The organism is Acetobacter sp. DsW_54, assembly GCF_002153575.1.
GTDB classification, from domain to species: Bacteria; Pseudomonadota; Alphaproteobacteria; order Acetobacterales; family Acetobacteraceae; genus Acetobacter; species Acetobacter fabarum.
Window position 1 is genome coordinate 282275 of sequence record NZ_JOPD01000003.1, and the last position, 15501, is coordinate 297775.

Genomic DNA, 15501 nt, shown 5'->3' on the forward strand with positions numbered 1-15501 from the left:
TCTTTCAATAATCGGCGTTTCTTTGCTTTTCTTGACCCGCTGACATGCTATAAGATTTCGTCTCGATCTGAAGAGCCGGTATGTTTGATATTTCTATAAAAACACAGTCAGTCCGTCGTCGTCTGCCGTTCGTGCTCTCAGCTCTGGTGCTGACCGGGCTTACGGGTTGCAGTCTTTTGACCGGCAGCAAAAAAGGGCCGATCACGCCCAAAATTGCACCACCGGAGACGCTCTATAACAACGGCATTGATGCCCTGCGCACACGCCGCTACGAGCTGGCTGCTGCCGAGTTTGAAACACTCCAGCAGAACTACCCCTATTCGGGTTACATCCCCAATTCGCAGCTGATGGAAGGGTATTCCTACTACCTTAAAGGGAAATACCCCGAAGCCGTGCAGCAGCTGAACCGCTTTATCAGCCTGCACCCCACCAGCACCGATTCCGCCTATGCCTATTACCTGCGCTCGCTCTGCTTTTATGAGCAGATTGCAGACGTGCAGCGTGACCAGCAGGGCACGGCGGAAGCCATGGACGCGCTGGAAGAAGTGGTGACCCGCTTCCCCCAGAGCAAATATGCCCGCGACGCCCAGCTTAAAATCGATCTGTGCCGTGACCATCTGGCTGGCAAGGAAATGCTGGTTGGCCGCTATTACCAGCGCGAACGCAATTATGAAGGCGCCATTAACCGCTACCAGCGCGTTGTGCAGGACTTCCAGACCACCAACCATGTGCCTGAAGCACTCGAACGCATGGTGGAAGTGTACTTGGACCTTGGGCTAACCGACCAGGCGCGCAAATCCGCCATTGTTCTGGGTTACAACTACCCCGGCAGCCAGTGGTACCACTACGCTTACAACAAGCTGAAAAGCTACCACCTGATCGACGGCAAACTGCCGCCTCCGGGCAAGGCAGTTACAACCCCTGCCAAACCGGACCTGCTCAAAGCACAGGCGTCAGACACACGGGATGAACGTATGGCCGCCCCGACAGCCATGCAGCAGCCTGCAACCGCTACTCCTGCGGCAGGTTCCTCCACGCCTGCGGCCAGCACACAACCGGCCCCGGCTCCTGCGGCGGCCACCAAAAAGTAATACGGCTTTTTCACTTTCACTCTTGAACTAAGAACACAACAGGAACATACAGGACTCACCTTTCCTGTTCGCAGCAAGGGTATGCCTGTTCACGCTCAGGCGGGAGCAGGCGCATTTGTTTAGTCTGTTCCGCAGACTCCAGTCATTTCAGGTGTGAACCTAAAAGCCGGATGTCGCTATGCTGACACATCTTTCCATCAGAGACGTTGTGCTGATCGAGGCACTAGACCTTGCTCTCCACCCCGGCTTTACCGCCTTAACGGGGGAGACCGGGGCAGGCAAATCCATCCTGCTGGATAGTCTGGGCCTTGCCATGGGCGAGCGCGCCAATGCGGGCCTTGTCCGCGCCGGTGCGGAGGAAGCCCGTGTAACCGCCTGTTTTGAAACCCCGGCAAGCCATACGGTTTACACCCAGCTGGAAGAACAGGGCATTCCGGCCGACAAAGGCGAACCCCTTGTGCTACGCCGGGTTATCTCGCGCGAGGGGCGGTCACGCGCATGGATTAACGACCAGCCCGTGGGTCTGACCCTACTGCGCCGAATTGCCTCCGCTCTTATCGAAATTCAGGGCCAGCATGAGCAGATGGGGCTGGCCGATGCCTCCACCCATCGCGGCCTGCTGGATGCTTACGGCATTAAGCCCTCTCTCCTTAAAAAAGTCGCACAGGCCTTTACCCACTGGCAGGACCTGCGCCAGAGCCTTGCCTGCGCACAACAGGCACTGGAAGACGCCGCCCGTGAGGAAGAATGGCTGCGCCATACGGTGAGCGAACTCTCCGCCCTGGCCCCCCAACCGGGGGAGGAAAGCCAGCTGGCGCAGCAACGCCACGCGCTCCAGCAGGCCGAACGCCGGGGCGAGGCCGTGGCAGCCGCCCTGTCCGAACTCACACCGCGTGACCGCCGCTCCACCGGGCCAGCCGCAGCCCTGCGCGCTGCCAACCGCGCCCTTTTGCGTCTGGTCCCCTCCACCACATCGGACAGCACACCGCCTGAAACCGATGAGCTGGCAGGCCGCACCGCCGAAGCCCTGAGCGCGCTGGAAAATGCAGAAAACGCACTGGCCGAAGCTGAAAGCCTGCTCTCCCGCCTTATGGCAGATACGGAAGCCAACCCACGGGAGCTGGAAGAAACGGAAGAAAGGCTGTTTGCCCTGCGCACCGTTGCGCGCAAACACAACGTGCTGGTGGATGAACTGGCAGCTTTGCTGGCGCAACTGACTGCGCGCATCCACGCACTGGACAATGGCGCCACCGAACTGGAAGGCCTGCGCAAAGCCACGGAAGACGCCCGGCTTGCCTATATGGAGGCCGCCCGCACCCTGACCGATGCCCGCGCCCTTGCCGCCAAAAAAATGGAGCAGGCCGTAACGGCCGAACTCAAACCCATTAAACTGGAAAAAGCCCGTTTTCTGGCCGAGTTGCAGCCCCTCCCCTCCGAGCAGTGGAGCCGCCACGGCATGGAGCAGGTCATGTTCCTTATTGCCGCCAACCCCGGCCAGCCCCCCGGCCCCATTGCCAAGGTGGCATCGGGGGGGGAACTATCCCGCCTGATGCTGGCGCTCAAGCTGGTTCTGGCCGGGCAATCTGGCATTGGCACGCTCATTTTTGACGAAATTGACGCAGGCGTAGGTGGTGCCACCGCTGCCGCCATTGGTGAGCGCCTGCACCGTCTGGCACTGAATGTGCAGGTATTGGCCGTTACGCACAGCCCGCAGGTTGCCGCCAGTGCTGATGCGCATTTACGGATTGGCAAACAGACCCGTAACGGACAAACCGCAACCCACGCCATAGCTCTGGCAGAAACCGAACGCAGGGAAGAAATCGCACGCATGCTGGCAGGAGACACCATTACCGATGCAGCCCGCGCTGCCGCCGCCAGCCTGCTGGATTCCAAAAAATGATAGCGAACACCACCCCGGTCACGGAAATGAACAGTGATCAGGCCCGCACGGAACTGGCGGAACTGGCCAGCCAGATTGCCTACCACAACACCGCCTACCATGGTTATGACGCCCCGGAAATAAGCGACGCGCAGTATGATGCCCTGCGCAAGCGCTACACCGAGCTTGCCGCCCTTTACCCCGATGCCGAACCACAGAACAGCGCAGCCAATGCAGTCGGGGCCAGCGCGGATACGGGGCTTGGCAAGCATGTCCACCTCGCCCCCATGCTCTCGCTCGACAACGTGTTTGACCGTGAGGAGTTTGAAGGCTTCATCACCCGTGCAGCACGGTTTTTAGGGCTGGATCAGGCAGATACGTCCAGCCTGCGTCTGGTGGGTGAACCCAAGATTGATGGTCTTTCCATCAGCCTTACTTACGAATCCGGCAAGTTCATCCGGGGCACCACTCGGGGCGATGGCACGGAAGGGGAAGACGTAACCGCCAACCTGCGCACCCTGCGCAGCCTGCCTCTGGTGCTCCCCGCCCCCTACCCCGACCTGATCGAAATTCGCGGGGAAGTCTTCCTCTCCAAAACCGACTTTATCGCACTCAATGCCGCACAGGAGGCAGCAGGCAAGCGCCTGTTTGCCAACCCGCGCAATGCGGCGGCGGGGTCCTTGCGGCAGCTGGACGCCAGCATTACAGCCCAGCGCCCGCTCTCCCTTTTTGCCTATGCGCAGGGTTTCTGCTCGGACAAGGCAACCCGTAGCCACTGGGCTTATCTGGAGCAGCTCAAGGCATGGGGGTTTACGGTCAACCCGCTCTCCCGCCAGATTGAGGGAGCGGCCGATGCCGAAGCTTTTTTTGAGGAAATCAACCGCGAGCGCGCCAGTCTGGCCTATGATATTGATGGCGTTGTTTACAAGATAGACGACCTGAGCCTGCAGGAACGTCTGGGCTTTGCCGGGCGTGCCCCCCGCTGGGCCATCGCGTGGAAGTTCCCGGCAGAACAGGCCATTACGCGCCTGAACGCCATAGAAATTCAGGTTGGGCGCACCGGTGCCCTGACCCCTGTTGCACATCTGGAACCGGTTAACGTTGGCGGGGTGCTTGTAACCCGCGCCACCTTGCACAATGAAGACGAAATTACCCGCAAGGACGTGCGCAAAGGTGACCTTGTGTATGTCCAGCGCGCAGGCGATGTTATTCCGCAGGTGCTTGGTACGGTCCCAGCAGGTGAGCCAGCGCCCGAACGGCAACCTCTTTTTCACTTCCCCGATCATTGCCCCGTATGCGGCGCGCTGGCCGTGCGGCCTGAAGGCGAAGTGGTGCGCCGCTGCACCGGCGGGCTGACCTGCCCCGCACAGGCCGTGGAACGGCTGATCCATTTTGCCTCCCGCCTTGCCTTTGACATTGAAGGGCTGGGTGAGCGCAGTATTCGCGAGTTTTATGAAGCCGGGCTGATCCACACCCCAACCGACATCTTCCGGCTCAAGGCCCACGCCGCTGCTCTGGAACAGCGTGATGGCTGGGGTGAGCAGTCTGTGCGTAATCTGCTTCAGGCCATAGACGACCGGCGCACAATCCCGCTTTCGCGCTTTATTTACGCGCTGGGCATCCGCCGTATTGGGGAAAGCAACGCCCGCCTGCTGGCCCGCCATTACGGCAGCTATGCCAACTGGCTGCAGCAGATGGAGGCGGCCACCATTATCGGCTCTGACGCCCGGCTGGAACTGGGGTCCATTACCGGCATTGGTAACGCCATAGCAACGGATGTGGTGGCCTTTGTTGCTGAGCCCCACAACCAGACCACGCTGGCCGAACTGAGCGCCGAGCTGACCATTACCGAGGAAAGTGCCGCCAGTGGAGGCCCTCTGGCGGGCAAGACCATTGTGTTTACCGGCACGCTGCTCACCATGACCCGCCCGGAGGCCAAGGCCACGGCCGAACGCATGGGGGCCAAGGTGTCCGACTCCGTCTCAAAAAAGACCGATCTGGTGGTGCTGGGGGAAAAGGCAGGCTCCAAAGCCAAAAAAGCGGCCGAGCTGAACATTCCCACCATGGACGAAGCAGAATGGAACGCCTTTTGCGTAACAAACGGATAGAACCACCACACCCGCAGTTTTTTACCATTTACGTGTAAAAGAGAGATTGCCCGGCGGCCAAATCTGCGCCATGCTGCCGTGCAACGAAGGGGTGGAGTTCGTCGTCCAAACCAAAAATAAAAATTCCGTGCCCAGTCCGGCTGCTGTTCCGGTATCCCCTGTTCCCATCCCCTCGGTCGGAACTTCAGCTCATCTGGCACAAAAGAATGAAGTGAACGGCAAAATGACCAAGTGGATCTACAGTTTCGGCGCTGGCCAAAGCGAAGGCAACGCCGGGATGCGCAATCTCCTCGGCGGCAAGGGCGCCAATCTGGCGGAAATGGCCAATATTGGCCTGCCGGTGCCCCCAGGATTTACCATTACCACTGAAGTCTGCACCGCCTTTTACGACAACGGACGGAAGTACCCCGCCGAGCTGGAATCCCAGCTTGAAGCGGCTATGGGGCTGGTAGAACAGGCCATGGGCCTGCGCTTTGGCGATGCCGAAAACCCGCTTCTGGTTTCTGTCCGCTCCGGTGCGCGCGTTTCCATGCCCGGCATGATGGACACAGTGCTCAACCTTGGTCTGAACGACGCAACGGTTGAAGGCCTTGTCCGCTCCTCGGGCGATGCCCGCTTTGCATGGGACAGTTACCGCCGCTTCATTCAGATGTACGGCTCCGTTGTGCTCGGCGTGCCGCACCACGAATTTGAAGACCTGCTTGAACAGGCCAAACGCGCCGCTGGCAAGATTGATGACACCGCCCTGACCGCCGAAGAATGGCAGGACGTTGTAAAAAGCTACAAGCAGATCGTCCTATCCGAAACGGGAACTCCCTTCCCCGAAAACCCTAAGGACCAGCTGTGGGGCGCCATTGGAGCCGTCTTTGGCTCATGGATGAACCCACGCGCCAATACCTACCGCAAACTGCATGACATTCCCGCAAGCTGGGGCACGGCTGTTAACGTTCAGTCCATGGTGTTCGGCAACATGGGGGATGACTGTGCAACGGGCGTGTGCTTCACCCGCGACCCGTCCACGGGTGAAAACATCTTCTACGGCGAATACCTGATCAACGCACAGGGTGAGGACGTTGTAGCCGGCATCCGCACCCCGCAGCCCATGGCGGAGTGTCGTTCGGTCGAGGGTCAGACCTCGATGGAAAAAGCCCTGCCCAACGCGTACAGCGAACTGCTCAAGGTGCGTGACCTGCTTGAACGCCACTACCGCGACATGCAGGACATTGAATTTACGGTGCAGGCCAACAAGCTCTACCTGCTCCAGACCCGCTCGGGCAAACGGACCGCCGCCGCAGCCCTGCGCGTAGCCATTGACATGGCCAAGGAAGGCCTGATCACGCAGGAAGAAGCGGTAACCCGCGTTCCTCCCGCATCGCTCGACCAGCTGCTCCACCCTGTGCTGGACCCCAAGGCCGAGCGCCAGCTGCTAACCCGCGGCCTGCCCGCATCCCCCGGTGCTGCAACCGGGATAATCGCCTTCTCCGCCGAGGATGTGGAAGACCGCGCAGCCAAGGGTGAAGACGTTATTCTGGTGCGCATTGAAACCTCGCCAGAAGACGTACACGGCATGCACGCAGCCCGTGGCGTGCTGACCACCCGCGGCGGCATGACCTCCCACGCAGCCGTTGTGGCCCGTGGCATGGGCCGTGTCTGCGTGGCCGGTGCTGGCAGCATTGCCGTGGACTACAAGGCCCAGACCATGACCGTGGATGGCCACACGCTCAAAGCGGGCGAGTGGATTACGCTCGACGGTGGTACGGGTGCTGTTTACAAGGGTCGCGTTCCCACCATTCCGCCCACCCTTTCGGGCGATTTTGCCACCCTTATGGGCTGGGCAGATGGCGTACGCCGCCTTGGTGTGCGCGCCAACGCTGAAACCCCCGAAGATGCACAGACCGCCCGCCGCTTTGGTGCGGAAGGCATTGGCCTGTGCCGGACCGAGCACATGTTCTTCGGCCCTGACCGTATTGGCCATGTGCGCCAGATGATCATGGCGGATGACGCACAGACACGCGCCCGCGCCATTGAGGCCCTTCTGCCGTTCCAGCGCAGCGACTTTACGGAACTCTTCCGTATTATGGCTGGCCTGCCGGTTACCATCCGCCTGCTCGACCCGCCGCTGCATGAGTTCCTGCCGCATGGTGAGGCCGAGCTGGCTGATGTGGCCAAGGCACTGGGCAAGGATGTGGAAAGCCTGCGCGCACGCCGCTCGGCCCTTTCCGAATCCAACCCCATGCTGGGCCACCGTGGTTGCCGCCTTGGCATTACCTACCCCGAAATCTACGCCATGCAGGTGCGTGCCATTACCGAGGCCGCGCTGGACATTGCGAAGGAAACCGGGAAGGCCGTGGAACCCGAAATCATGATCCCGCTGATCGGCACCAAAGCCGAGCTGGATCTGGTTCGTAAATCCTGCGAAGGCGTTATTGCCGATGTGCTGAGCGAACGTGGCGTCAAGCTTGCTTACAAGATTGGCACTATGATCGAACTGCCCCGTGCAGCCCTGACTGCGGACCAGATTGCACAGAGTGCTGACTTCTTCTCCTTCGGCACCAACGATCTGACCCAGACAGCCCTTGGCCTGTCGCGTGATGATGCAGGCTCCTTCCTGCCTGAATACGTGGAAAAAGGGCTGCTGCCCCAGGACCCCTTCGTTTCCATCGACCGCGAAGGCGTGGGCGCTCTGGTGCGCATGGGTGTGGAAAAAGGCCGTGCCGCCAAGCCCGACCTCAAGCTGGGCATTTGCGGTGAACATGGTGGGGACCCGCTCTCCATCGCCTTTTTTGAGGAAGTCGGGCTGGATTACGTCTCCTGCTCCCCCTTCCGTGTGCCGGTCGCCCGTCTGGCCGCAGCACAGGCAGCTCTTGCCGCACGCAATAACAAGGCTGTTAAAGCCTAAGGAAAAAGTGGCCGCCTCGCTTTGAGGCGGCCATTTTTCAATCTGATACCATGCAAAAAATTCTTACTCTCCACCTCGTTTCCGAGGCTACGGGGCAAACGCTCGATTCCGTGGCGCGGGCCTGCATTGCGCAGTTCCCCAACACTGAAGTCCGGCTCCGGCACTGGAACCTGATCCGCACCCAGATCCAGCTCCGGCGGGTTTTGCGGCATATTGCCAATAACCGTGGGCCGGTCATGTCCACCCTGACAGACCCGATCCTTCAGGCGGATATGGAAGCCGGTTGCGCCAGCCTGCAGATCAGGCTTCTGGACGTGCTGGACAATGCCCTGAACTTTCTGGCCGAAGAAACCGGGGAAGAAGCAACCCGCCACCCCGGCGGCCAGTATATTATGGACGAAAACTACTACCAACGTATTGAGGCCATGCATTATGTGCTGGCTCATGACGATGGGCAGGAAACACGCGGCCTGAACAAGGCGGATGTTATTCTGGTTGGCGTCTCACGCGTTTCCAAAACACCGACCTGCTTCTATCTGGCTAACCGGGGCATAAAAGCGGCTAACGTACCGCTGGTTATGGGCATAGAACCACCAGAAGCCCTGTTTACCACAACCAAGCCGGTTATTGGCCTGACCATAGACCCCGAACGGCTGATTGAAATCCGCCGCAACCGCCTGAACCAGATGATCCCGGGCAAGTCCCGCCCAGAGGCCATAACCGATTACGCCTACATTGATCTGGAAAAAGTGCAGGAAGAACTGCACTGGGCAAGGCGGTTATGCCGCCGCCATAACTGGCCAGTCATAGATGTAACGCGCCGCTCCATTGAGGAGTCGTCTGCTTCCATTCTGGAACTGATTGCCACCACAGCCTGAAAACACGCCCCTGTTACCCCTTTTTAACGGGGCCACAGGGGTATCCTCCCAGCCTCTGGCTCTGATTGAACAGCACCATGGGCTGGGCGAGGCATTTAGTCGTTCATTTCCTGCGCTGTCAGCCTTTGTACCCGCACAGCCTGCCCTTGGGCGTTGTAATAAATCACACTGCTCCCGCGCCGCTGGGCATACCCATCTGGCTGGCCGCCTTTGGTCCAGAACAGCAGCCGGTTTGTATCGGCCTGTTCCACCACCCTGTCCCCCGGTGGCACAAAACGGTATTTGCTAAAGTCCTTGTGCGCGCGTGGCAAAGGTAACTTGCCTGCCAGATTATGCATGCTGGAGGCACGGTGGGCGTCCGTGTCATCATCATCCCCACCATTGAGCGGATCACCATCGGCGTGGGCGGGCACACCGGCCATAAGGGGCAGTGCAAGCGCACACAAGCCAAACAGGATTTTCCATTTTTTACGGAATACCGGCATCATGTGGGTGCTTTCTCCTTTGTTCAGACCTCTGGTGGCAGGGTTTGCCAGTTCCGGGCTAGCGTAACACAGGTTAACATCTGTTACCGCGTTACTCCTGTTACAAAAGACTGTCAGCCCCCAGTTTTGGCATATGCCCCTCGTGAAGCTGCGCATTGCCCCCGCCCGACTTGCCCGAACCGGAACGGAAAGGATAAGAAGGGCGCATGACACAAACGCTGGTCGGCCCTTTTTTGCTGGAACGGGATATTAAAAAAAGCCGTTTTCTCGCGCGCGCAATCCCCATTGCCAGCATTGCGGAAGCCGATGCGTTTATTGCCAGCATTGCCGCAGCCGAGCCGGACGCCACCCACCATTGCTGGGCATGGCAGTTTGGCCCCCACTGCCGCTGCCACGATGCGGGAGAACCCTCGGGCACGGCAGGCCGCCCGATTTTGCAGGTGGTTGTTGCCCAAAAGCTGGACCGCGTAGCTATTGTGGTGTCCCGCTGGTTTGGGGGGATCAAACTGGGTGCGGGCGGGTTGGTGCGGGCCTATGCCGGCACGGCAGCCGAATGCCTGCGTGAAGCCCCGAAGGAAGAGCTGATCGAGCGGATCAGGCTTGGGTTCCACTGCCCGTTTTCATTACTGGGAATTATTCAGGCCCGTCTGCCTGAGTGGGGAGTGGAGGCCGAGCCACCCGTTTTTGATGAAAACGGGGCGTGGTTCCAGCTTCTGCTCCCACAGGCTTTGCAACAGGACGTCTGTGCAAAGCTGACCGACCTGACCAGTGGTCAGGCCGATATTCGTCTTATAGAGGACGAACCCACACCAGCTTAGCGCGGGGTAACCCAGCCATTGCCTGTGGAATCCCCCACCTGCCCCGAACCAAACGGGCCGGAACTCTGGTAAGCGGAACCATAGCGGGACAGGTCCGAGCCCGTGACCGAATCCCTGTGCACCTTGGCCAGATGGTCCGGGTCATCCCCATGCTGGAACTCCATGGACGGAGCATCCTGATAACCGGGGGGCAGGCTACGGTGCCCGTGCACGGTCTTTGCTTCGGTTGATTTGCCCGCGCCCGTGTCCATGTTGCCATTCCCTTCGGAGAAGGAAACATCGTCATTGGGGGTCATCAGGGGGTCCGCGTGAGCAACACTTACTGCCCCCACAAGGCTGGCCCCCACCAGAAGGCCGGACATCACGTTTACAAACGGTCTACGCAGCTGCGCCATTGCGCGTTACCCCGCAAGAAAAAAAGAAAAAACACCCCACACAAACCATAAAGCACATGGCCGCGCAGGTTCCATACTGGTCCCCCTTATCACACCAAAAGTGCAAAAATCCAAATCCTCTGGTCAAGAGTGGGGCAGATGCCACACCATTGACCAGAACATGGCTTGGGCCAGCAAACGCTATTTGCGTAATTTGTGCATATTAGACATAAAGGCAGCCGCCTTTGGCAAATTCATGCCCAAGAGAGATTGTTTTTACCCATCTGCTTACCATTTGTGTGTAATCAGCCCAACTGAACAGGAACGCGTTATGAGTGCTACGCTCACCCAGCCCAACCCGACGTCTGAGACCTGGATGCCGGATAGCTGGCGTTCGTTTCCGTTCAAGCAGATTCCCACCTATCCGGACGCAGCGGCCCTTAAAAATGTTGAGGACCGGCTGAGCGCCTACCCGCCGCTGGTTTTTGCTGGTGAAGTACGCCGCCTGCGCAACCATCTGGCTCAGGCTGCACAGGGCAAGGCCTTTGTGCTTCAGGGCGGCCCGTGCGCTGAAAGCTTTGGCGAGTTCAAGGCCGATATTGTGCGCGACACCTTCCGTGTGCTGCTGCAAATGGCCGTGGTGCTCACCTTTGGGGCCAAGGTGCCGGTCATCAAGCTCGGCCGTATGGCTGGCCAGTTCGCCAAACCGCGCTCTTCCGATATGGAAACGATAGATGGTGTCAGCCTGCCATCCTACCGGGGGGACATCATCAACGGGCCGGAATTCACCCCTGAAGCCCGTATTCCCGACCCGGCACGGATGGAAACAGGGTATTTCCAGTCCACCGGAATCCAGAACCTTCTACGCGCCTTCTCTCGCGGGGGGTACGCCAACCTGCACGAAGTGCACCGCTGGAACCTTGGTTTTGTGGAACGCTCCCCGTTGGCCAACCGCTACCGCACCATGGCCGAACGTATTGGTGAGACCCTCGCCTTCATGCAGGCCTGCGGGATTGACGCAGCCTCCTCCGCCCAGGTGGACGAAACCGAGTTCTACACCTCGCACGAAGCGCTGCTGCTGCCTTACGAGCAGGCCCTGACGCGCGTCGATTCCACATCGGGCGAATGGTATGACTGCTCGGCCCATTTTGTATGGATCGGAGACCGCACCCGCCAGCCCGATGGCGCGCATGTGGAGTTCCTGCGTGGGGTGCGCAACCCCATTGGCATCAAGGTTGGGCCCACCACCAGCGTGGAAGACATCAAACGCCTGACCACCATCCTCAACCCCCAGAGCGAGGCCGGGCGCATTACCCTGATCTCACGCATGGGGGCGGAAAAAATCGAACAGTTCCTGCCCCCGCTCATGCGGGCGGTCAAGGAAACGGGACAGCCTGTGACATGGATCAGCGATCCCATGCACGGCAACACCATCTCGACCGAGAACAAGGTCAAGACCCGTTCGTTCGATGCGGTGATGAAGGAAGTCAAAGGCTTCTTTGCCGTGTGCGCAGCCGAGGGCGTACCTGCTGGCGGTGTTCACCTGGAAATGACCGGCCAGAACGTGACCGAATGCGTAGGCGGTGCCCAGCGCCTGACCGAAGCAGACCTTGGCGCACGGTACGAAACCTTCTGCGACCCGCGCCTGAATGCCGAGCAGTCTCTGGAACTGGCATTCCTGATCGCGGAGGAGTTGACCGGCCGCAACTAAGGCCGCGCTGCTCTTTGCCTGATCACAGAAGCGGGGGGTGGTCTTTACGCCACCCTCCATCACACCCATCATCTGTGCAGTGTATTTGGCAGAAAAGAGCATTTCAGCAATGACGCAGTCCCTCTCTGGCGTAACGGCTCCCGGCATTACTACGGCACAGGCCGCAACCGCCCTGACAGATGCAGAAATCCGGGCACGCACGGATTCCTACTTCAACCGCACCAGTCAGATTGTCAGCCACTTTGGGGATTGTGAGGTCACTTACGCCTTTTTCCTGCGCTGCCCTGTTATTTCCGCCCCCGGCATTATGCTGGAATGGCTGAAGAACGTTATGGCCAAACGCGGTAGCCATTACACCGTGGACCTGCTCCACCCCGAGGGCGAATGGGTTGGGGCGGGGGAACCGCTGGTCTATGTGACCGGCTCGTTCCTGCATCTGGCGGATTTGGAAACACTTCTGCTCCAGAAGCTGGGGAGTTCCTGCGTTGCGGCCCTGCGGGCTTACCAGATGGCGCTCTCCCTGCCACAAACCCGCTTTCTGGCCATGGATGCCCGGCATTGCGCAGGCTACGAAATGCAGGAACTTATGGCCTATGCGGCCTCCGTTGGTGGGCGGGCTGCCCAGCAGGACGGGGCGGTAGGCTTTGTTGGCACAGCCAATGATGCCGTTTCCGCCTTTTTTGGCACCACACAGGGCGCAGGCACCATGCCCCACGCGCTTATTGGGTATGCGGGTTCCACCGTGCGGGCGGCGGAAATGTTCCACGAGACATTCCCCGATTCCGACCTTGTGGTGCTGGTGGACTATTTTGGGCAGGAAATAACCGACGCACTGGCCGTATGCCGCCGGTTTGAAGACCTAGCCAAAGCAGGCCGCATTGCCGTGCGGCTGGATACGCATGGCGGGCGGTTTATGGAAGGGCTGAACCCGCAGGAATCCTATACCGTGGTCAACCGCCACGCCCCCGAGGCCCTGCGCCGCTACCGCTCGGACCGTGAGCTGCGCTACCTGATTGGCACAGGCGTTTCTGCCGCATCCATCTGGAAAATGCGTGAAGCACTGGACGAGGCAGGGTTCCAACAGGTGCGGATTATCGCCTCCTCGGGCTTTGGGGTCACCAAATGCGCCTGTATGGCCGATGCGCATGCCCCCATAGATGTTGTTGGCACAGGCTCGTTCATTCCCGAAATATGGAACGAAACCTACGCCACAGCCGATATTATTTCGTACAACGGTGTTGAGCGGGTTAAAATCGGACGCGAATTCCTGTTTGCCTCCGCCCACAACAAAAAGACAGCTAGGAAAACCTCATGAGCGAAACCGAAGCCCCTCGGGAGCAGGGCTGGAAAGTCCGTATTCTGGACCTGTCCGGCGGTGCCGAAGACAATATTGTGGAAGAGGTTGGCGTTTTTCATGACCTTGCCCACGCCAACGCCTTTGCCCGCGCCTATGTGCGTGACAGTGTGGAACGCTGCCGCACGCCCGGTGCCTCCGCCAAGGACGTGCTGGACACATGGACCAGCTTTGGCGAGGACGCCGTGGTTATAGACGCAGAAGACGATGGCTGGCGCTCCGCCAACGAACTGGATGACTTTACCACAACCCCGGCAACCCCCATGGAGCGTGACTGGCGCATGCTGGACCCCCGCCGGCTGGTGGACGGGGAAGACATCCTGCTTGAAGATGAAGACGATGCGGGAGCGGAAGAGGACGATACGGACACGTTCGACCCCGGCCTGCACAACCTGCACTAATTCCCGCCCACAGGCGGCAGCGGCAGGCAGCCCCACCCGGCATGCCACCCCTGCCCCTGTTTTATGTTTCCTTCGCGCTGGTCTTTCCAGCCCATTCACGGCATAAGCCCCTGTTATGAAACTCCGCTTTGCGCCCAGCCCTACGGGCCTTCTCCATGTGGGCAATGCCCGCCTTGCCCTTGCCAACGCCCTGTTTGCCCGCCGCAACAAGGGCAAATTCCAACTGCGTATTGATGATACGGATACCGGTCGCTCGCGCGAGGAACTGGTAGGCGCCATCCAGCAGGATCTGGAATGGATGGGCATTACGTGGGACGAGACCTTCCGCCAGACCGAGCGGCTGGACCGCTATGCTGCCGCCATTGAAAAGCTCAAGGCATCCGGGCACCTGTACCCCTGCTTTGAAAGCGAGCAGGAACTGGCCGCAAAGCGCGAAACCCAGATCCGCCAGCGCCGTGCTCCTGTGTATGACCGCGCCATGCTCAAAATGACCGAGCAGCAGCGCGCACAGGCCGAGGCCAATGGCAAGGTGCCTTACTGGCGCTTCAAACTTTCTGGCCGCATTGTGCGCTGGCGCGACCTTGTTATGGGGGAATGTCAGGTCAAACTGCCATCTGTATCCGACCCGGTTCTGGTCCGTACCGACGGCACGGTGCTATACACGCTGGCCTCGGTTGTGGATGACCTGGAAACAGGGATCAGCCACATTATCCGTGGGGAAGACCACGTTACCAATACCGGTGTGCAGATTGACATAGCCGAGGCTCTGGGCGCGCGCCCCGACCACTTCCGCTTTGCCCACCTGCCCCTGCTGCTGGATGAAAACGGCGGCAAGCTTTCCAAACGGTTTGATGCCTGCTCCCTGCGCACCCTGCGTCAGGACGGGGTGGAGGCGGAAGCCCTGATCTCCTACCTCGCACGCCTTGGCAGTTCGGACGACCCGGCACTCATGCCGTTTGATGCGCTGGCCCAGAGCTATGACCTGTCACATATCTCGCGCTCGGCTGCACGGTTTGACACGCGCCAGCTTCTGGCCATGAACCACCGCTACCTTGCCCAGCTTCCCTTTACCACGGTGGCCGACAAGCTGCCCAAAGGGGCTACGGAAGCCTTCTGGTTGGCTATTCGCAGCAATATCGACCTGCTTTCGGAAGCCAAGCTGTGGCTGAACGTTGTGGAGGGGGACATTATCCCCCCCGTGCAGGAAGAGGACGAAGCATTCCTGCAGGATGCCGCAGCCCTGCTCCCGCCCGAACCGTGGGATGTGGAAACATGGAAGGCGTGGACAGCCGCGATCAAGGACAAAACAGGCCGCAGCGGTAAAAGCCTGTTCCACCCCCTGCGTGTTGCCCTGACGGGGGAAGAACACGGGCCTGAACTGCGCGACCTGCTCCCCCTTATCGGCCGCAAACGCGCACTGGCCCGCCTGCTGCCTTCTCAGGTCTAAACCAACGGCAACGCCATATGGCCCCGGTATAGGCTACCGGGGTCATATGGCGTTGC

12 protein-coding genes are annotated in these 15501 nt (G+C 59.8%); 10 read left to right on the forward strand and 2 right to left on the reverse strand.

What is annotated here, in order from left to right; translation table 11 throughout:
* The first annotated feature begins 80 nt into the window (after positions 1-80).
* The 5 genes from HK20_RS03070 (at position 81) to HK20_RS03090 (ending at position 8855) form a co-directional block, all read left to right on the forward strand.
* On the forward strand, positions 81-1091 hold the full coding sequence (locus HK20_RS03070) for an outer membrane protein assembly factor BamD (RefSeq protein ID WP_086645595.1): 1011 nt from the start codon (positions 81-83) through the stop codon (positions 1089-1091).
* A gap of 178 nt (positions 1092-1269) precedes the next feature.
* Positions 1270-2991 (forward strand): DNA repair protein RecN, encoded by a 1722-nt coding sequence (gene recN, locus HK20_RS03075; RefSeq protein WP_086645596.1) that lies wholly within the window; start codon positions 1270-1272, stop codon positions 2989-2991.
* Positions 2992-3017: 26 nt separating this feature from the next.
* Positions 3018-5078 (forward strand): NAD-dependent DNA ligase LigA, encoded by a 2061-nt coding sequence (gene ligA, locus HK20_RS03080; RefSeq protein ID WP_086645698.1) that lies wholly within the window; start codon positions 3018-3020, stop codon positions 5076-5078.
* Between the two features lie 223 nt (positions 5079-5301).
* Positions 5302-7977, forward strand: coding sequence for a pyruvate, phosphate dikinase (gene ppdK, locus HK20_RS03085; protein WP_086645699.1), 2676 nt, complete (start codon positions 5302-5304; stop codon positions 7975-7977).
* Positions 7978-8027: 50 nt separating this feature from the next.
* Positions 8028-8855 (forward strand): pyruvate, water dikinase regulatory protein, encoded by an 828-nt coding sequence (locus HK20_RS03090; protein WP_086645597.1) that lies wholly within the window; start codon positions 8028-8030, stop codon positions 8853-8855.
* Positions 8856-8950: 95 nt separating this feature from the next.
* Here the strand turns inward: HK20_RS03090 and HK20_RS03095 are convergent, their stop codons facing one another.
* Positions 8951-9343: a hypothetical protein gene (locus HK20_RS03095; RefSeq protein ID WP_233129051.1), complete on the reverse strand. Its 393-nt coding sequence runs from the start codon at positions 9341-9343 to the stop codon at positions 8951-8953.
* A gap of 203 nt (positions 9344-9546) precedes the next feature.
* Between HK20_RS03095 and HK20_RS03100 the strand changes: the two genes are divergently transcribed.
* On the forward strand, positions 9547-10158 hold the full coding sequence (locus HK20_RS03100) for a YigZ family protein (protein WP_086645598.1): 612 nt from the start codon (positions 9547-9549) through the stop codon (positions 10156-10158).
* Here HK20_RS03100 and HK20_RS03105 read toward each other — a convergent pair.
* Complete coding sequence (locus HK20_RS03105; protein ID WP_086645599.1) at positions 10155-10553, reverse strand: hypothetical protein; 399 nt, start codon at positions 10551-10553, stop codon at positions 10155-10157. The two genes, HK20_RS03100 and HK20_RS03105, sit on opposite strands and share 4 nt — an antisense overlap.
* A 310-nt stretch (positions 10554-10863) precedes the next feature.
* Here HK20_RS03105 and HK20_RS03110 point away from each other — a divergent pair, with 310 nt between their 5' ends.
* From HK20_RS03110 to gltX, 4 genes are all read left to right on the forward strand, one after another.
* On the forward strand, positions 10864-12243 hold the full coding sequence (locus HK20_RS03110; protein ID WP_086645600.1) for a class II 3-deoxy-7-phosphoheptulonate synthase: 1380 nt from the start codon (positions 10864-10866) through the stop codon (positions 12241-12243).
* A 109-nt stretch (positions 12244-12352) separates the two neighbouring features.
* Complete coding sequence (locus HK20_RS03115) at positions 12353-13558, forward strand: nicotinate phosphoribosyltransferase (RefSeq protein ID WP_086645701.1); 1206 nt, start codon at positions 12353-12355, stop codon at positions 13556-13558.
* Positions 13555-13998 (forward strand): hypothetical protein, encoded by a 444-nt coding sequence (locus HK20_RS03120; RefSeq protein WP_086645601.1) that lies wholly within the window; start codon positions 13555-13557, stop codon positions 13996-13998. The genes HK20_RS03115 and HK20_RS03120 overlap by 4 nt, the downstream gene beginning before the upstream one ends.
* 115 nt (positions 13999-14113) lie before the next feature.
* Positions 14114-15445 carry a glutamate--tRNA ligase gene (gltX, locus tag HK20_RS03125; protein WP_086645602.1) on the forward strand — a complete coding sequence of 444 codons (1332 nt, stop codon included), beginning with the start codon at positions 14114-14116 and terminating at the stop codon, positions 15443-15445.
* Positions 15446-15501 lie beyond the last annotated feature (56 nt).